Genomic DNA, 18,267 nt, shown 5'->3' on the forward strand with positions numbered 1-18,267 from the left:
ATAGCTACACTTAATAATACTGGAAGCATTAATGGTAATATCAACCTAACTGATGTTAGTGGAAATGGTATTGGAACCCTTAATAACTCAGGAACAATTACTGGAAAAATTACTTTAAATGGTGGCAAACTGGATGCTTCTTCTGTTGCAACTATTAATACGCTTACTAACTATGAAACAGGTTCAATTGGTGAAATATTAGTTGGTGGCAATAGTGGTGGTCATATTGGAACTCTTAACAACTACGGAACAATTACAAATGGTATAACTATAGCTAATGGTTCTGGTTCAATTGTAAACTTAAACAACTACTCTACACTTGGAAATGTTGATACTGGTAAAGTTGGTTTAACTAACAATAACACAATCGACAATCTAAGAAACTATGAGACAGGTTCAATCGTATATGCTGGAACTGGAACAATCGATAAGCTTCTAGATAACAAAGGAACAATTGCTTTAGCAAATAGTGCAAATTCTATATCATTAAACAATGGTGTAAGAGTAAATAACTCTGGAGTAATTACTGGCTCTCAAAATGGTTCAGGTGCTATCCTTCTAGCTAGCGGTGGTGCAGCTATTTCTATTAACAATACTGGACTAGTTAATGTTAAAAACTATAAACAATCTCAAATTGGTGTTGACGGTGCAGATGCAAGTGTTAATATTGAATCTTGGAAACTAACTCTAAATGAAAGCACATCAACATTTAACAACACTCCTGGATATACATACAGAGTAAGTGATGAAAGATATCTATCAGGCACATTTATTCCTGCAGAAGTAACTCCTCCAACAGATGGAAGTGGTGGTGATACAGGTAGTGGTGCAGATGTTGCAACTCCAAAAGGTAAGTGGGTATTTACAACTATTGGTTCTGGTGCTAATACAGATTCAAATAAGATGAATGCTAATTCACATATCTATGTATCTACAAGTAATGAAGGTAAGTTTGAAAATGTAAACTTCCTAAATAATTCTATAGTGCTAGATCTATCAACTCAAGGCTTTGAAATAGGTCAAGTATATAATATGGATAATCTAGTATATGGTGTTGATAATAACGGTCTATTAACAGGTATAGGTTCTGCTGAATGGACCATTAAAGACAATGGTAGTGGCAATGGAACACTAGTATATGAATTAGATAGTGGTGCTTCAAGTGTTAATGGTGGTAGAGGTCTAACATCTGCTAACTTAGCAATCCAAGATGATCTATACACTATTAGTGATACATTCATTGATACAATAACTTCTGAAAATGGTGATGGAAAGAGAGTAAGAGGTTTCTCAATTGGTGTAGATGTAGCAAATGGTGCAGGTGCTATCTTGGCTCAAGGTTTAACAAATGTTAGTGCTAGAAGATCTCTATTTATTGATTCAATTACAACAACAGCTATCCAAGCTACAATTGATCAAACAAGTAGAACACAACAAGTTAGCTACAATGATAGTGATGTTAATTTTGAAAACCTAGCTAAATATGCTCAAATCTCTACAGATGCATATAGTGCGACATCAAATAGAGATACATATTTCTATGCGATACCTTACTATACAGCTGATAGCATGGATCTACAAGGTGGATTTGAAAACCTAAAAGGTAACACTTATGGTCTTGTTGCTGGTGCTCAAAAGAATCTATATGATGCAGGTATCGTTGGTATCTTCTTTGGATTTGAAAGTGGTAGCTATGATACAAGTGCTAGATTTACATCATACAACCAAGATGACTTAACATTCTATGGTGGTCTAAACTACTATAAAGTATTAGGTGGAACAGAAAGCAGAGAATACTATGTAAAAGCTATAGCTAAAGCTGCGTTAATTAGTTCAGATGTTTCAAGAAGCACAACAGCAGGAAGTGGAACTGGTGATGCAAGCGTAGATAGTGCTAACTTTGGTGCTGGCGCTGATTTAGGTATCAATTTCTATCTAACAGATGCTCATGTAATTTCACCAGAAATTGGTATAAGCTATGATAGATTAAATACTGATAGTTTTGTAATAGGCAATCAATATTATGAAGAAAGCGATGCAAATCTATTACAAGGTAAAATAGGATTTAACTGGTTAGCTCAATGGTCACCAGTATTTAGCACAAATTTCGGTGCAGGTATCAAAAACAACTTCACAGGTGATATTGATACAGCTGTAAGAATTGACAATAATCACATTAGCCAAACAGTTGATCTACCAAGCACATATCAATATGTTCAGGGTGGTCTAAGCTATATGATTACTAATAATGTTGAAGTTTCTCTAAACTACAATGGTAACTATTCAAGCGATACATCATCTCACTCAGGTCTATTAAGACTAGGTATGTGGTGGTAAGCAATTCTTCCCTCTAAGGGAGGAATAAATTCAATTCTTCACAATCTTCTTTCTTAAAAGTCTAAGCTTCAACACTAAGTTGGATCTTAGCTTTTAGAATTAACACTCTTTTTATTTTTTGTTGTAAAATCAAGTTTTAATTTAGAGAAAATGGAGTTTTTATGTCTAGAAGTAGTGCTTTTATATTGGGATTAGCATTTATAATTGGTAGTATAGTAGTCTTTTTTGGTGGTCTGAAACTTGGAGAGGAGTTTCTATCTAAAGAAAGAAGTGTTATTGTTAAGGGGCTAAGTCAAAGGGAAGTGGAAGCAGATATTATTGTCTTGCCGATACAATTTAGCAAAGCCAGTAATGATTTAAACGCTTTATCAATAGAGCTAGAGAGTGATTCTAAGAAAATTTATAACTTTTTGCTTGAATCTGGCTTTAGTAATGATGAAATAACCTTTATGCCAAATACTATAAATGACAAAATAGGTAATTCATATAATAGCGACGCTCAAATTGCGTATAGATATGATGGTTCTGGTGGACTTACTCTATATACTGATAAAATAAAACTTGCAAGAGATGTGATGAATAATTTATCAAGTTTGAGCAAACAAGGCGTTATCATACAAATTAATAATTATGAAATAGAATATTTATATACAAAACTAAATGATATAAAGCCTTTGATGATAGAGGAGGCTACAAATAATGCAAGAGAAGTTGCAAGTAAGTTTGCACAAGATTCTAATAGCAGTCTAGGTAAGATAAAGAAAGCTTCTCAAGGTCAATTTAGCATACAAAATAGAGATAAAAATACAAAGCATATAAAGACTATAAGGGTTGTATCTACTATTGAATACTATTTAAAAGATTAAGTTGTTCTTGTGTTTGTTAGTATGCTTTAATCTAAATAAGCTATAAAAGCTTTGTTTGGCTTTTGTCTTTAGTTTGTTAGTGGGAGTGATGTCTGCTTCCACTATATCTACATAAAATACTTAATAAGAAGCGTTTATATTTTGGTTTGCTCTAGCAAATAATAGTTAAAGTTTTATATTTCAATACAAACAAAATTTAGCATTTTGTAATATCGCTTGAATCTTTTCTTTTTACTTTTGTATTGACTTTACTTGTTGTGCTTGAACAATGCTAGAGAACAATGAAAATAAAGTGTGAAAATAAAGTGGCCGGGAGAGAGGGATTCGAACCCCCGGAGGTGTGACCCTCAACGGTTTTCAAGACCGCCGCTTTCGACCACTCAGCCATCTCCCGATAATGGAGGCGACACCCAGATTCGAACTGGGGAATCAAGGCTTTGCAGGCCCATGCCTTACCGCTTGGCTATGTCGCCAACAAAACAACAAAATAAGTGGTGCCCAGAGCCGGACTTGAACCGGCACGGACGCAATGTCCGAGGGATTTTAAGTCCCTTGTGTCTACCATTCCACCACCTGGGCTTATAAACATAAAATAAAAACTTATACTTTTTATGATTATGGAGCGGGAGACGGGGATCGAACCCGCGGCCCCAACCTTGGCAAGGTTGTGCTCTACCACTGAGCTACTCCCGCAAATTAAAAAAGAAATGTGATTATAGCTATGGTTTTTTTAAAATTTTATAAAATTTTACATTTAATAGTAAATTTTACAAAAAATGTTAGAATCGGCAAATTTTATTTTTTAGGTTTATGATATGAAATTAATTGTTATGTTGTTTATGATTTTTATGATTGTTGGTTGTGATACAAGAAAAGATATAGATGATGCACAAATCAAAAGTGAAAAATTAATAAATCTCACATTAAGTGCAAATAATGGTGAAAAGGTAGAGATAAAGCAGATACAAGCAACAAGCGATAATTTATTAGAAAATTTAGAAGTTAAAGGAAGTAGCGAGATTGTTTTGTTGTTTTTCTTTACTACTTGGTGTGAGCCTTGTTTGGGTGTTATGCCACATATGGAAAGATTGTCTATGCAATTTGATAACAAAGTCAAGATTTATGGAATCCCTATTGATGATTTTGTTGGAGAAATTGAGAATTTTGAAAGTAGTGTTATGCTGTTTGTAAATAGCAATGAAATTAAAATGCCAATCATTGTTGATAATTTTAGGCTTGAGTTGTTGGAATACTTGCAAAATATAGAAGGAATACCGTTACTAGCTTTATATGATAATGGATCATATGTTATTGATTATTTGGGTGCTATACCTGAAGAAATGCTTGAATTTGACATTACACAATTATTAAATAAAGATAATCAAGGATAGATATGTTTGGAATCTTTAAAAAAACTCTGCAAAAAACAACAGAAAATATAAAAGAGCTAATACCAAAAGCCAAGAAAAAGCTAAGCAAAGATGAGCTTGAGGAAATTTTGATATCTACTGATATGGATTATGAATTAGTCGAGCTAATACTCTCTCCTCTTGGTGATGAGATAAGTAAAAATGAACTTGAAGTTGCATTGCTTAGGTTATTCCGCGGAGAGAGCTATTATGATAAGGTAAAGGAAGTTAAAGTAGAAGCTAAGCCTTTTGTGGATTTGATAGTTGGGGTAAATGGAGCTGGTAAAACAACCACAATAGCAAAACTTGCAAATTTATATAAAAAGAATGGAAATAGCGTCATTTTAGGGGCTGGAGATACATTTCGTGCTGCTGCAATTGAGCAGTTGCAATTATGGGGAGATAGGCTAAAGATTCCTGTAATAGCTTCTAAACAAGGACATGATCCTAGTGCGGTCGCCTTTGATACTATAAGTTCTGCAGTGGCAAAAAATATAGATAATGTAATAATAGATACTGCAGGAAGATTGCACAATCAAAGTAATTTACAACAAGAATTAGAAAAAATAATGAGAATCTGCAACAAAGCAAAAGAAGGCTCACCACATAGGAAAATACTAATACTAGATGGCACTCAAGGCACTTCAGCAATAGAACAAGCAAAGATATTTAGCCAAACACTAAATGGTGTAAATGGTGTTATCATAACCAAGCTTGATGGCACAAGTAAGGGTGGGGCTATATTTAGCATTATACATACTCTAAGAGTGCCTGTGTTATACATTGGCGTAGGAGAGGGTGCTGATGATTTGGTAGAGTTTGATGAGAGTGAGTATATAAATACTATTTTAGATTCAATATATGGCAACTAAATGGCAAAGAAAAAAGTAGTAATTTATGAATGTCAGCATTGTGGATTCCAAAGTTCAAAGTGGCTTGGTAAATGCTCTAATTGTAATGCTTGGGATAGTTTTTTAGAATTAAAAGATGAGCATATACAAGCCTTTGGCACTACTCCTTTAGATGTAAAAATTACTCCAATAACAGAAATAAAAGATGAAGAATATATAAGGTTTAGCTCATGTGAGAGTGAGTTTGATATAGTGCTTGGTGGTGGAATCGTGCTTGGTGGGCTATATTTGGTTGGTGGAAGCCCCGGAGTTGGCAAATCAACTTTGCTACTTAAAATATCAAGTAATTTAGCAAAAAATAATAAATCCGTATTGTATGTAAGTGGCGAGGAGAGTGCATCTCAAATAAGAATGAGGGCAGAGAGATTAGATGCATTAGATGATAATTTGTATTTATTAAATGAAATAAAGCTAGAAGATATAATTAGTGCTATTAAAGCCAATCAAAATAAGTTTAGCATGCTTGTAATAGATAGTATCCAAACTATATATAGTGAAAAAATAAGCTCTAGTGCAGGTAGTGTATCGCAGGTTAGAGAAGTTACATTTGAGCTTATGCGACTTGCAAAAAGTTTGCAAATAAGTATTTTTATAATCGGACATATTACAAAAGATGGCTCTATTGCAGGTCCTAGAATCTTAGAACATATGGTTGATTGTGTGTTGTATTTTGAGGGGGATTCAAGTAGGGAGCTTAGATTTTTAAGAGGGTTTAAGAATCGTTTTGGAAATACTAGTGAGGTTGGTATTTTTGAGATGAAAAGAAATGGGTTAGTTGGTGCAAAAGAGGCTTCAAAGATGTTTTTTGCCTCTAAAGGAGCAAGTCCAGGCAGTGCATTAAGTGTAGTGCTAGAAGGTAGTAGGGCATTGGTGCTAGAAGTTCAAGCGTTAGTTAGTGATTGTGCTTATGGTATGCCTAAGCGTTCATCAACTGGGTTTGATAGTAATAGGCTAAATATGATTTTAGCACTCTTGGAGAGGAAGCTTGAGATTCCGCTAAATAGATATGATGTTTTTATTAATGTTACTGGTGGGATTAAAATTGTAGAGACTTCTGCAGACTTAGCAATTGTTGCTGCAATTATTTCTAGCTTTAGAAATAGAGTGATATCAAATTCTAGCGTGTTTATTGGTGAGGTTAGCTTGGTTGGTGATATTAGAGATGTCCCAAATATAGAACAACGACTAAAAGAAGCACAATCTCTAGGTATAGATAAAGCAATACTGCCTAAAAAACCACAAAATAGCACTATAAAATGCTTTGAAGTATGTGAGGTTACTAAGATAGTTGATTGGATGTAAATTTTTTATAATTTATATTTGTTGATGTAGTATGTATGGTAATACTATTTATAAGAAGTAAATTATGAAAAAAATTATTTCAGTATCCATGTTAATGTTTGTTTTGGCTACAAATTCATTTGCTATTAATTGCACCTTTTATGGAAATTGTCAAACAGATAAGCAACCTAATATTGCAAGATGTAGCTTGTAAATATCTTGGTATTTGTTGGTAGTTTTATTTAAAATCCATGCTAAAGGATTACTATGGAATATTTCTAAAGCTTTTAAAGGTATTTATGCGACAGTTATGATGAGTGATAAGCCTATGAGTCAAAGTGAGATTCTAAGCTTAATTAAACAACAAGAGAGTAGGTTTCTTATATATTCTAAAGAAAAACAAGATGAAAAATTACAAAAAGAAGAAAGCAAGGCAAATTCTACAAAAGAAAGTAAGGAAGCAAACGATGAAGTAGGTGTAGATGAGAATGTAGAAACTAAATTGCCAAAAGGAAATGATAGTGCAGGTTTGGAGCTAACAGCTTAGTGCTGTTGGCTAGATTTAATTGGTCTTATAAGAAAGTAAATCACACTAAGTAAGGCAATAGCACCTCCTGCATAGCCAATTAGTCCAATTGAAGCCCTCTCTACTACTATACCTCCGACAAATGCTCCTCCTCCTATGCCTATATTATAAATCCCAGAAAACATTGACATAGCAACGGGTGTGCCTTTTGTAACAGAGTTTATAACTAGTGATTGGAAAGTTAGGGCAAAGAGCATTATGCATAAGCTCCATACAATACATAGACTAACTAAAGCTATAGGATTCTTCGCAGAAACTGCTAGTAGGATTAAACTTAGCATAATCCCAAATAATGCAATGTATGGAAATATTTTTTCATTTTTTTTGTAGTATTTAGTAAATATCACACTGCTAACAAATCCCATAATCCCATATAGTGATAGCATTATGGTTATTACTTGATTGTTAAAGTATGCAATTTGTGCAAAAAATGGTTCTATATAGCTATATGCACTAAAGTGTGCCGTTATTATTGTTGCAGTAATTATATAGATAGTGATTAAATTTGGAGCTTTTAGAATCTCTGGCATATCTCTTAGCTTTATAGCACCTGCACTTGGCATTTTTGGGAATGTCTTTAAGATTGCAAAAAATACTAAAAACGCTACTATTCCTATACATAAAAATGTAACTCTCCAGCCTAGATACAAGCCTATTGTTCTGCCTATTGGTAGCCCTGCTACAAATGCTATTGCAGAGCCACTAACCACCATGCTTAAAGCAAGAGATTCTTTACCTTTAGGAGCTGCTTTGACTGCCATTGGGGTAGCAATAGACCAAAATATAGCATGAGATAGTGCAACTATGATTCTAGATATCATTAGTGTTGTGTAATTTGTGGATATAAAAGATATTATATGTGCTATTGCAAAGACTAAAATAACCCCTAAGAGCAACTTTTTTAGCTCCATTTTTGAAAATGTAAGCATAAGTGGTAATGAAGCTAATGCTACAACCCACGCATATATTGTAATTAGCAGTCCTGATTCTCTCTCGCCAATCCCAAAATCATTTGCTATTAGACTTAAAATACCTATTGGCACAAACTCTGAAGTATTTAATACAAATGCTGCAAAGCTAATTGCCAAAACGCCGATATATGCTTTCAATCATTCTCCTTGTAATATTTGGACTTCTTCTTGTAGTTGTATTTTGTGAATCTCTAGTGCTTTTTGTTTTGCTAGACTTATTAGCTCTATTGCGTCAAAAAACGATGAATCCCCTAGATTTATTAAAAAATTTGCATGTTTTGGGCTAAACATTAATGATTTATTCTTGCCAAAACCAATTCCTTTTAGTCCGCATTCTTCTATTATCTTCCCTGCAAAGTTATTTGGTGGATTTTTAAAACAGCTCCCAAAGCTTGGTTCTTTTGGCTGATTACTCCTCATTTGCCTAAATAATGGCACTAAAGATTCATTAAAGCCAACTTCTTTTTTGAAGATTCCTGCAAAGATAAGAGAATTTATATTGCTTGTTCTATATCCTAAGTTTAGTAGTTTATAATCTATAAACTCTAACTTGCGAGAATCTTTTATGCTTAAGATTCCTAAAAGATTCTTCTTTATCTCATATTCCTTTAAACCTGCATTCATTTTTATAATCCCACCAATTGAACCGGGCAAACCACATAAAATTTCAAAACCAGATAGATTGTTTTTCTTTGCATAAGAAAATAGTCTGCCACTTTTTGTATTTGCTCCTACTTCTAGGTAGTCTTCACAATCTTTTATATAGTCAAACTCATTTCCTAATTTTATTAGTTCATTTGTATTTGGTGCAACTAGCAAATTATTTGCAAAACCTATGATTTTTGGAGTTTTGTAAGTATTTAGAATCTCATAGTAATCAAGCGGAGATTCTATTATTGTTACTTCATTTATAGAGCCTATTTTTATGCTTGTGTATTTTGAGAAGTCTATTTGTTTTTTTTGCATTAAAAAATAAAAGTTGGCATCATGTTAAAGATTCTAGCAGTAAAGTCAAGTAGCATATTTAGCATCCATGGCATTGTAAAGATTATCACAACAATAACTGCTAGAATCTTTGGAACAAATGTAAGTGTCATTTCGTTTATTTGAGTGGTAGCCTGGAATATGCTTATTAATAAACCAACAACTAGTCCTACAAGCAACATAGGTAACGATAATATTAATGTTATTTTGTAGGTTTCTATTGCTAGATTCATAAGCTGTGCTTCCATACCTTTCCTTTATTTGTCTAGTTCCCAAACCATTGATGCTTTGCCATCTCTTTCTTCTACTGCACACATTCCCATTATATTGTATCCACAATCAACATAATGAATCTCTCCAGTGACCGCACTTGATAGAGGAGATAATAAATACATAGCAGAGTTTCCAACTTCCTCTATGCTTACATTTTTTCTTAAAGGAGAATTTAGTTCATTCCATTTTAATATGAATCTAAAATCACCAATACCGCTTGCTGCTAGTGTTTTTATTGGTCCTGCTGAAATTGCATTTACTCTTATGCCTCTAGCTCCTAAATCATGTGCTAAATATCTCACACTAGATTCTAGTGCCGCTTTTGCAACCCCCATTACATTATAGTGTGCTACATGCTTTACACTTCCTAAGTAGCTTAGAGTTAAAATTGAAGCATTATCATTTAGTAGTGGCTCAAATTCCCTGCATAGCTCTATTAGAGAATACACAGATATCCCCATAGCTGTGTTGAATGCTTCCTTGCTTGTATTAAGAAAGCTACCATCTAGTGCATCTTTTGGTGCAAATGCTACGCTATGCACGATAAAGTCAAGTTTGCCGAAATCTTTTTGTATTTGTTGTTTTAGCTTCTCAAAATGTTCTTTTTTGCTTACATCTAGTTCATATACATATTTAGAATCCCCAATTTCTTCTGCTATTGGTCTTACTCTTTTTTCTAATTGTTCATTTAGGTATGTTAGAGCTATTGTTGCACCTTGCTCTTTGCATGCCTTTGTTATCCCATATGCTATTGATTTGTTATTAGCAACTCCTACTATAAGTCCCTTTTTGCCTTGCATTATCATTTAACACTCCTTAGAATTTTCCAAAATTTTACAAAAGCTTCCTAGTTCCCAGCTAGCACTGCCAACTAAGATTCCATCAACTCCACTTATGCTTAGTATATCTTTTGTATTATCTGGCTTTACGCTCCCTCCATAAAGAAGTGGAATCTTACCTAATTTTTGTTTTAATTTACTATGCACATTTTCTATATCACTGCAAGTTGCACTAACTCCAGTGCCTATCGCCCATATTGGCTCATAAGCGATAATCAATTTATCATAATTTATATCAATTCCTAAAAGTTCAGATTCTAAGAAGCTTAAAGTAGAATCTAGTCCATTTTGCTTGGTTTTTAGATTCTCTCCTATGCAGTATATTATGGTAAATCCATATTGTTTAAAAAAGTTAAATTTTTCAATGCAAATTTCTTGGCTTTCTTTTATAATCTCTCTTCTCTCACTATGTCCTATTAGAATTGTATTTATATTAAATTCTTGTAGTTGATTTAGCCCTATTTCTCCTGTAACTGACCCACTTTCTATTGGATAGGCATTTTGAGAGCCTATTGTTAGATTTTTGAAACTATCTTCTAGGAGTGCTGTATTAGGAGGGAATACAAAAACTCTATTGTTTGAATCTTGACTTAGAGATTCATCTAGTTTTGTTATGAATTCTTGTGTGCTTTTTCTTGTGTGATTAGTTTTAAAGTTGCTTGCTATTATTTTCATTTACTTCCTTTTTTAATAGCTCTAATATAGATATTTCTAAGTTTAATTCTCTTTTTATATCAAGAACTTTTTGTTCTAGTTTTGATATTTTATCCATATCTTTGCCTTTGAATTTTGCCTTTTGCAAGTCATATTCTTTATCTTCTAATTTATCCTTTAGTTTATTGATTGTTTTTTGTTGATTTTCTATTATATCTTTATCGTTACAATATTTTAGATGATTGTTTAGTGCTATTGTTAGCTTTTCTTTGGTGTATTTTAGATTTGATTGTTTTGCTATGTTTATTTTTTGTTCTATTATTTTGGTTTTTATATCACATAAATTTCCTGCATTAAGAGACAATAAAGACATTGTAAAAGTCATAACAATTTTATTCATGGTAAGTCCTCCTTTTATGTTTGGTGCTAGATTTTGTAATTATATCAATATTTGGTGTTATAATGGTGCAAAAAGCAAGGTTGCGCCATGCAATACAATAAAATAATTGAAAGTGTAAAATTGATTTTTACATGGAATAAGAGTGATAGACTTTGGCAAATGCCATTTTTTGCTGGGCTTGGTGTTGGTATTATTTTGTTTATTGCGGGTTATTTTAATAGACCAGATTTAGGACTTGTAGCAATAATAGGCGCAAATATTTTTTTATATGTGCAAGATACGCCTATTTATCATAAAATGGTTGTTTGTTTTTGTTGTGCATTTGGTATGACTACTTCTTTTGCTTTAGGGCTTATTGGGCAGTCTTTTCCATTTTTGATACCTATTATAATTTTTTTTGTTACGATGATTAGTGCTCAAGTTGTTAGGTATTTTAGCATAGGTGCTCCGGGTTTTTTCTTTTTTACATTTGCTGCAATTTTAGGGACTTATATACATTTTGATATTAAAGATTATCCATTTGCCATAGGACTTGTTGCCTTAGGCACTATGCTTGCCAATGTTATGGTATTGCTTTACTCTTTAGTTGTTATATATGTCTTTCATCATTCTCCCAAGCCAGTGCCAAAGCTTGGAGAGTTTGGATTTGGAGTTATTGTTATTGATCCAATAATTATTGCCTTTTTTGTTGCGTTTTCTATGTATTTGCAGAGCTTTTTTGAGCTTGATAGAGGATATTGGGTTGGAATCTCTTGTGCTGCAGTTTTAACCGCTGTTACATTTAAGCAAATATGGGTCAAGCAATTTCAAAGAATTCTAGGCACTATTGTAGGTGTTTGCTTTTCGTATTTTTTATTGCATTTTTCACTCCCTCCCATATATTTTGCTTTGCTTATGATGTTTTTTATGTTTTGTGGAGAGTTTTTAGTAGTTAGAAATTATGCCTTAGCTATGGTGTTTCTAACGCCTTATTCTACATATTTAGCAGAGGTGTCTAGCTTTATGAATTATGACCCTGATTTGATTATCAAATCTAGAGTGTTTGATATTGTAATTGGTAGCTTAATTGGATTGCTTGGAGGAGCATTTATGCATTGGAGTGCATTAAGAGGAGTGATAGATAAAGTAGCTAGAAGGATTGTTTTTAGATGGATTGGTAGAGATTAGGCAAGATTGGGAGAATCCCAAAGACTATTTTAGGATTCTAGGTAGTGTAATTCCAGTTTGTTCTTGATACTTGCCTTTTTTATCTTTATAGCTTACTTCGCAATCCTTATCTCCTTGTAAAAATAGAACTTGTGCAATTCCCTCATTTGCATATATTTTTGCAGGTAGTGGCGTTGTATTGCTTATTTCTATTGTTATATGTCCTTCAAATTCTGGTTCAAAAGGAGTGACATTTACGATTATCCCACATCTTGCATAGGTGCTTTTACCAAGGCAAATAGCCAAAATATTTCTAGGAATCTTAAAATATTCAATAGTCCTTGCTAGTGCAAATGAGTTTGGAGGGACAATACACACATCGCCTATGAAATCAACAACATTGGCAGAATCAAAGTTTTTAGGATCTACAACCATAGCATTTATGTTTGTAAAAATTTTAAATTCATTGCTTACTCTTATATCGTAGCCATAGCTTGATAGTCCATAGCTTACAACGCCTTTTCCTACTTGATTTTCACAAAATGGCTCTATCATCTTGTGTTTTAGTGCCATTTCTCTTATCCAGCTATCTTCTTTTAATCCCATAATTTGCCTTAAAGTTTTTTACTATCATTTTGTGCTATTATAGCAAAAGAATTACATGAAAAAGGCTAGTTATGGATTTCAAAGAAATAAAAGAGTTAATTAAAATTTTTGATTCAAGCTCTCTTAGCTCTCTTAGTATTACAAAAGAAGATTCTAAAATTAAGCTAGAAAAGGGTGGTAAAGTAGCTCCACAAGCAATAATCCCAGCAAGTGTAGCACAAGCTCCACAACCACAAGCGATACCAAGTGAAATAAAGTCTCCTAGTGCAGAATCTGCTCCCAAAACTATAAGTGGTGAGACTATAAACTCTCCTATGGTTGGGACATTTTATAGATGTCCTTCTCCAAATGCACCAGCTTATGTAAATGTAGGCGATAAGGTTAAAAAAGGTCAAACTTTAGCAATTATTGAAGCTATGAAAATTATGAATGAAATTGAAGCAGAGTTTGATTGTGTGATAAAAGAGATATTGCCAAGCGATGCACAACCTGTAGAATACAATATGCCATTATTTGTAGTGGAGAAAATCTAATGTCTTTAAAGCGAGAGATTAATACCATTTTGGTAGCTAATCGTGGTGAGATAGCATTGCGTGCTATAAGAACAATAAAAGAAATGGGAAAGAGAGCTATAGCGGTGTATTCTACTGCTGATAAAGATGTTCATTACCTAGATTTAGCCGATGCGAAGGTGTGTATTGGTGGTGATAAAAGCAGTGAATCTTATTTAAATATACCTGCAATTATTTCTGCAGCGGAGCTTTTTAACGCAGATGCAATCTTTCCGGGATATGGATTTTTGAGCGAGAATCAAAACTTTGTAGAAATTTGCAAACATCATAATATAGAGTTCATAGGTCCAAATTCTGATGTAATGGCGCTAATGAGTGATAAAAGTAAAGCAAAAGAAGTAATGAAAAATGCTGGAGTGCCTGTAATACCAGGAAGTGATGGTGCAGTATCCTCAAAAGAAGAAGCCAAAAAATTAGCAAATGAAATGGGTTATCCTGTGATACTAAAAGCAGCAGCCGGTGGTGGTGGTAGAGGAATGAGGATTGTTGATAGTGAAGAAAATATGTTTAATGCATTCCTGGCAGCTGAAAGTGAGGCTATTAGTGCATTTGGTGATGGCACAATTTATATGGAGAAATTCATTGATAAGCCAAAGCACATAGAGGTTCAGATTCTAGCAGATAAGCATGGAAATGTCTTGCATGTGGGCGAGAGGGATTGTTCATTGCAACGAAGACATCAAAAGTTAATTGAAGAATCTCCTGCACCAACTTTGGAACCACAAACAAGAGAAAAACTTCTGCAAACTGCAATTACTGCAACTAAGGCTATAAAATATGTCGGTGCTGGAACTTACGAGTTTTTGCTAGATTCTAATCAAAATTTTTATTTTATGGAGATGAATACAAGGTTGCAAGTTGAGCACCCTGTAAGTGAGCTTGTAAGTGGGCTTGATATAATCGAGCTTATGATAAATATTGCAGAAGACAAAGAACTACCAAAGCAAGATGATATAAGATTTAATGGTTGTGCTATTGAATGCAGAATCACAGCAGAAGATCCTGTGAAATTCTATCCATCTGCTGGGAAAATAACAAAATGGATATCACCTGGTGGAAATAATGTAAGAATAGATACTCATGCTTATGCTGGATATAATGTGCCTATGTTCTATGATTCCATGATTGGTAAGCTTATCGTATGGGGCAAGAATCGCAATGAAGCAATATCAAGAATGAAAAGAGCATTAGATGAATTTTGCATAGAAGGCATAAAGACTACTATAGATTTTCATAAAGAAATGATGAAAAATGATGATTTTGTAAGAGGTGTGATACATACTAAATATTTGGAGCAAAAGTCATAAAAGTGGAATGAAAAATGCTTGATATTTGTAGTATAATATTTAACAAGGAAGTAAATTAAATTGAAAGGAGATATTATGAAAATTGGAAATACTGGTATAAATGAAAGTTTGGTATCTATAAATAAAGCCAAAGAAGAAGAAAAAGAGTCTATTAAAAAAATTGCATCTCCTAGACCAATAGAAGCTATTGATGGTGCTTCTTTAGCTATTGCTAATGAGTTATTAGCACAAGCAAATTCTATGTCTCAAGGTATTAGAAATGCAAATGATGCACTAGGTGTGCTACAAATTGCTGATGGTGCATTATCAGAAATTTCTAATTCTGCTATTAGAATGAACGAGCTTTCAGTTGCTTTGGGGAATCCTGCGTTAAATAGTGATCAAAGAGCAATGATTGAGAGCGAATCTCAAGCATTAACACAATCAATGAATGATTCTATCTCTCAAGCTACATTTAATGGAAAGAATGTTTTTGGTGGTCAAATGAGCTTCATGCTTGGTAGTGGTCCTATAGACTTTAGTTTGCAATCACCAAATACTTCTAGTTTGCAAGTTACAAACCAACAAAGCATTTTGGACTTTATAAGTAATGTCAGCTCAAAAAGAGGCGATATTGGTGCTGTTATGAATCGTATTGAATCTACAATTAATAGCGATATGAATACGGTTGTTAATCTAAGATCTGCTGAAAGCAATTTGCAAGACAATGATATTGCTGAAAATTACAATGAGCTAAACACTGCTAAATTAAAAGAAAATGCTTCATTGTATGTAGCTTCATTTAATGCACAATATCTTCAAAATAAATTCAATTCCCTATTAGGTTAATTTCATAGCCCTTTTTGGGCTATTTGCGAGTGTTGTTATGTTTTTTAGTAAGTATTCTGCTAGTGGCAATGACTTTATAATTACCCATTTATTTAAACACAATGTTATTCCATATTCTAAATTAGCACAAAAGATTTGCAATAGGCATGAAGGAATCGGTGCTGATGGACTTATTGTTCTAAAACCGCATGATAGCTATGATTATGAGTGGGAATTTTATAATCAAGATGGTAGCGTGGCTAGTATGTGTGGTAATGGTAGTAGAGCTGCTGGTGCATATGCTGTAAGTATGAATCTTACAGATAAGAATCATAGATTCTTAAGTGGTGCTGGTGTCATCAACATTAGAGTAGATAATAATATGGTCGAAAGTGAGCTTGGAATTGCCAATATCATAGATAAGAATATATTAGAGGCTAACTCATCTTGGTGGCTTATAGATACAGGCGTTCCGCATTTAGTAACTTTTGGAGATGACATTTTTGAGTTAGATTCGTCAGTAATGTCAGAATTAAGACACAAATACAATGCTAATGTAAATGTAGCAAAAATTGAGTGTAAGTATATTTCAATACGCACATTTGAGCGTGGAGTAGAGGGTGAAACTCTAGCTTGTGGGACTGGTATGGCTGCTATGTTTTATAGACTTTTATTAGAAGGTTGTGCAATGAATATGCAAGCCTTTAAACCGGCAAGCAAAGAGCTAGTTTATCTAAGAGAGGATAATAAAAGTTTATTTTTAAAAGGTGAGGTTAGAAAAGTTTGTGATTTTAGTTATGAAATTTGATTGTGAATCTATCTTTATTTAATATTATTTCGTATTTTTCTCTTGTTTGTAAGTCTATTAAAAAGCATTCATCGCCATTTTCTAAATCGTATCTTTCAGCAGGGTAGAGGGATAGTCGCCTCTCTACTTCCTCTATATCTTCGCATAATGCACTAAAACCAAACATTGTTAGCTTATATTGGAATTCTTCCATTAAAGATTCTTTTTTCTAGCTACACCGCTATTTATCGCAGATTGTGCAACTGCATTTGATACATACTCTTTTAGTCTTGTGTCAAATGGAGAAGGTATTATGTATTCCTTGCCAAATTCAAATTTTCTATTATGAATCTTTTCTAGCTCTTCTTTTAGGTCTTGTGGTATTTCTTTTTGTGCAAGTTCAGCTAATGCATTAGCAGCAACCATTTTCATTTCTTCATTTATGCTTCTTGCTTGAACCATTAATGCACCTTTGAAGATATATGGGAATCCTAATACATTATTGATTTGGTTTGGATAATCGCTTCTACCTGTTGCAATTATGGCATCTGGTCTTGCTTGTCTTGCTAGTAGCGGATCTATTTCTGGATCTGGATTGCTCATCACAAAAATCATAGGATTTTCATTCATATTTTCTATATCCGTAGCCTTAAGGATATTAGCCCTTGATAGCCCAAGTAACACATCAGCACCATCTAATGCTTCTTTGTAGCTATTTATTTCTCTATCTGTGGCGAATTCTTTTTTTGCACTATTTAGATCTTTTCTATTTGTTGTTATAGCACCTTTGCTATCAAACATTATAATCTCTTTTGCCCCTAGTTGTTTTGCCATTTTAGCGCATGCAATAGCAGCACCACCAGCACCTATTACTACTATTTTTAGAGATTCTATGCTTTTATTTGCTATTTTTGCACCATTGATAATACCTGCTGTGCTTATTATGGCAGTTCCATGTTGGTCATCGTGCATAATTGGTATATTTAGAATCTCTTTTAATTTCTTTTCTATATAGAAGCATTCTGGGGCTTTTATGTCTTCTAGGTTTATTCCTCCAAAAGTTGGTGCAATAGCTCTTATTATATCTATAAATTTATCTGGATCTGTTTCATCTACTTCGATATCAAAGGCATCTATATCTGCAAATTTCTTAAATAGCACAGCTTTACCTTCCATTACAGGCTTACCAGCTAGAGCTCCTATGTCTCCAAGCCCAAGCACGGCAGTTCCATTTGATATTACCGCTACTAAATTTCCTTTTGAAGTATAGTCATATGCCAATTGCGGGTTTTTTTGTATTTCTTTACATGGTGCAGCTACACCGGGTGAGTATGCTAAAGATAAATCATTTTCATTGTCTAGTTTAGTCTTTGGGCTTATTGCTACCTTGCCACCTTGATGATAAATAAGTGCATCTTTATTTAATTTTTCTAAATCTTTCATATTAGGTCTCTTTCAAGTGTTAAAAATTGTAAAATTTAATCTAAAAAAAGATAAATTCAAGTTTAAAATACTCTTTACTTTATTGTTT

At 33.4% G+C, this 18,267-nt stretch carries 20 protein-coding genes and 4 tRNA genes; 11 read left to right on the forward strand and 13 right to left on the reverse strand.

The features are described 5' to 3' along the window. A partial coding sequence (locus PF022_RS07125) for an autotransporter outer membrane beta-barrel domain-containing protein (RefSeq protein ID WP_271023340.1) occupies positions 1 to 2,337 on the forward strand: 2,337 nt, incomplete at its 5' end. Positions 2,338 to 2,498: 161 nt separating this feature from the next. Beyond that, positions 2,499 to 3,203 (forward strand): SIMPL domain-containing protein, encoded by a 705-nt coding sequence (locus PF022_RS07130; protein WP_271021811.1) that lies wholly within the window; start codon positions 2,499 to 2,501, stop codon positions 3,201 to 3,203. 306 nt (positions 3,204 to 3,509) lie between these two features. Here PF022_RS07130 and PF022_RS07135 read toward each other — a convergent pair. The 4 genes from PF022_RS07135 to PF022_RS07150 form a co-directional block, all read right to left on the reverse strand. After that, a tRNA-Ser gene (locus PF022_RS07135) sits at positions 3,510 to 3,597 on the reverse strand. 4 nt (positions 3,598 to 3,601) lie between these two features. Then, positions 3,602 to 3,676 (reverse strand) — tRNA-Cys (locus PF022_RS07140). A gap of 19 nt (positions 3,677 to 3,695) precedes the next feature. Continuing rightward, positions 3,696 to 3,782: transfer RNA gene (locus tag PF022_RS07145), tRNA-Leu, on the reverse strand. 39 nt (positions 3,783 to 3,821) lie between these two features. Next, positions 3,822 to 3,896: transfer RNA gene (locus PF022_RS07150), tRNA-Gly, on the reverse strand. Between the two features lie 122 nt (positions 3,897 to 4,018). Here PF022_RS07150 and PF022_RS07155 point away from each other — a divergent pair. From PF022_RS07155 to PF022_RS07170, 4 genes are all read left to right on the forward strand, one after another. Continuing rightward, positions 4,019 to 4,594 (forward strand): TlpA family protein disulfide reductase, encoded by a 576-nt coding sequence (locus PF022_RS07155; protein WP_271021812.1) that lies wholly within the window; start codon positions 4,019 to 4,021, stop codon positions 4,592 to 4,594. A 2-nt stretch (positions 4,595 to 4,596) separates the two neighbouring features. Beyond that, positions 4,597 to 5,484, forward strand: coding sequence for a signal recognition particle-docking protein FtsY (gene ftsY / locus PF022_RS07160; RefSeq protein WP_271023341.1), 888 nt, complete (start codon positions 4,597 to 4,599; stop codon positions 5,482 to 5,484). Beyond that, positions 5,485 to 6,825, forward strand: coding sequence for a DNA repair protein RadA (gene radA / locus PF022_RS07165; protein ID WP_271023342.1), 1,341 nt, complete (start codon positions 5,485 to 5,487; stop codon positions 6,823 to 6,825). Between the two features lie 208 nt (positions 6,826 to 7,033). After that, positions 7,034 to 7,351 (forward strand): hypothetical protein, encoded by a 318-nt coding sequence (locus PF022_RS07170; RefSeq protein WP_271023343.1) that lies wholly within the window; start codon positions 7,034 to 7,036, stop codon positions 7,349 to 7,351. Here PF022_RS07170 and PF022_RS07175 read toward each other — a convergent pair. Genes PF022_RS07175 through PF022_RS07200 form a run of 6 tightly spaced genes read right to left on the reverse strand, consistent with a single transcriptional unit; the run spans position 7,348 to position 11,511 of the window. After that, positions 7,348 to 8,499, reverse strand: coding sequence for a sugar transporter (locus PF022_RS07175; protein ID WP_271023346.1), 1,152 nt, complete (start codon positions 8,497 to 8,499; stop codon positions 7,348 to 7,350). The genes PF022_RS07170 and PF022_RS07175 overlap by 4 nt on opposite strands. Further along, positions 8,500 to 9,327: a UDP-N-acetylmuramate dehydrogenase gene (locus tag PF022_RS07180; RefSeq protein WP_271023348.1), complete on the reverse strand. Its 828-nt coding sequence runs from the start codon at positions 9,325 to 9,327 to the stop codon at positions 8,500 to 8,502. Beyond that, on the reverse strand, positions 9,327 to 9,593 hold the full coding sequence (gene fliQ / locus PF022_RS07185; protein WP_271021818.1) for a flagellar biosynthesis protein FliQ: 267 nt from the start codon (positions 9,591 to 9,593) through the stop codon (positions 9,327 to 9,329). The genes PF022_RS07180 and fliQ overlap by 1 nt, the downstream gene beginning before the upstream one ends. Before the next feature lie 9 nt (positions 9,594 to 9,602). Then, positions 9,603 to 10,424: an enoyl-ACP reductase FabI gene (gene fabI / locus PF022_RS07190; RefSeq protein WP_271023350.1), complete on the reverse strand. Its 822-nt coding sequence runs from the start codon at positions 10,422 to 10,424 to the stop codon at positions 9,603 to 9,605. After that, on the reverse strand, positions 10,425 to 11,132 hold the full coding sequence (locus tag PF022_RS07195) for a triose-phosphate isomerase (protein WP_271021820.1): 708 nt from the start codon (positions 11,130 to 11,132) through the stop codon (positions 10,425 to 10,427). Continuing rightward, positions 11,107 to 11,511 carry a DUF1090 family protein gene (locus PF022_RS07200; protein WP_271023352.1) on the reverse strand — a complete coding sequence of 135 codons (405 nt, stop codon included), beginning with the start codon at positions 11,509 to 11,511 and terminating at the stop codon, positions 11,107 to 11,109. Before PF022_RS07200 ends, PF022_RS07195 begins: the two co-directional genes overlap by 26 nt. An 87-nt stretch (positions 11,512 to 11,598) precedes the next feature. Between PF022_RS07200 and PF022_RS07205 the strand changes: the two genes are divergently transcribed. Further along, on the forward strand, positions 11,599 to 12,678 hold the full coding sequence (locus PF022_RS07205; protein WP_271023353.1) for an FUSC family protein: 1,080 nt from the start codon (positions 11,599 to 11,601) through the stop codon (positions 12,676 to 12,678). Positions 12,679 to 12,702: 24 nt separating this feature from the next. Here PF022_RS07205 and dcd read toward each other — a convergent pair whose 3' ends face one another. Continuing rightward, positions 12,703 to 13,263: a dCTP deaminase gene (gene dcd, locus PF022_RS07210; protein ID WP_271021823.1), complete on the reverse strand. Its 561-nt coding sequence runs from the start codon at positions 13,261 to 13,263 to the stop codon at positions 12,703 to 12,705. Between the two features lie 71 nt (positions 13,264 to 13,334). On the opposite strand from dcd, the gene accB reads away from it, so the two are divergent. From accB to dapF, 4 genes are all read left to right on the forward strand, one after another. Then, a complete protein-coding gene (accB, locus tag PF022_RS07215) occupies positions 13,335 to 13,796 on the forward strand; it encodes an acetyl-CoA carboxylase biotin carboxyl carrier protein (protein ID WP_271021824.1) in 462 nt (153 codons plus the stop codon). Beyond that, positions 13,796 to 15,142: an acetyl-CoA carboxylase biotin carboxylase subunit gene (locus PF022_RS07220; protein ID WP_271023355.1), complete on the forward strand. Its 1,347-nt coding sequence runs from the start codon at positions 13,796 to 13,798 to the stop codon at positions 15,140 to 15,142. Before accB ends, PF022_RS07220 begins: the two co-directional genes overlap by 1 nt. Positions 15,143 to 15,217: 75 nt before the next feature. After that, on the forward strand, positions 15,218 to 15,970 hold the full coding sequence (locus tag PF022_RS07225; protein WP_271021826.1) for a flagellin: 753 nt from the start codon (positions 15,218 to 15,220) through the stop codon (positions 15,968 to 15,970). 37 nt (positions 15,971 to 16,007) lie between these two features. Next, positions 16,008 to 16,757, forward strand: a complete 750-nt coding sequence (dapF, locus tag PF022_RS07230) for a diaminopimelate epimerase (protein WP_271021827.1) — start codon at positions 16,008 to 16,010, stop codon at positions 16,755 to 16,757. On the opposite strand, the gene PF022_RS07235 is transcribed toward dapF, so the two are convergent. Together PF022_RS07235 and PF022_RS07240 are read right to left on the reverse strand one after the other, a co-directional pair. Further along, positions 16,741 to 16,950: a hypothetical protein gene (locus tag PF022_RS07235; protein WP_271023356.1), complete on the reverse strand. Its 210-nt coding sequence runs from the start codon at positions 16,948 to 16,950 to the stop codon at positions 16,741 to 16,743. The two genes, dapF and PF022_RS07235, sit on opposite strands and share 17 nt — an antisense overlap. Continuing rightward, positions 16,950 to 18,179 carry a malic enzyme-like NAD(P)-binding protein gene (locus PF022_RS07240; RefSeq protein WP_271021829.1) on the reverse strand — a complete coding sequence of 410 codons (1,230 nt, stop codon included), beginning with the start codon at positions 18,177 to 18,179 and terminating at the stop codon, positions 16,950 to 16,952. Before PF022_RS07240 ends, PF022_RS07235 begins: the two co-directional genes overlap by 1 nt. Positions 18,180 to 18,267 lie beyond the last annotated feature (88 nt).

The organism is Helicobacter sp. WB40 (genome assembly GCF_027859275.1).
Lineage (GTDB): Bacteria > Campylobacterota > Campylobacteria > Campylobacterales > Helicobacteraceae > Helicobacter_D > Helicobacter_D ibis.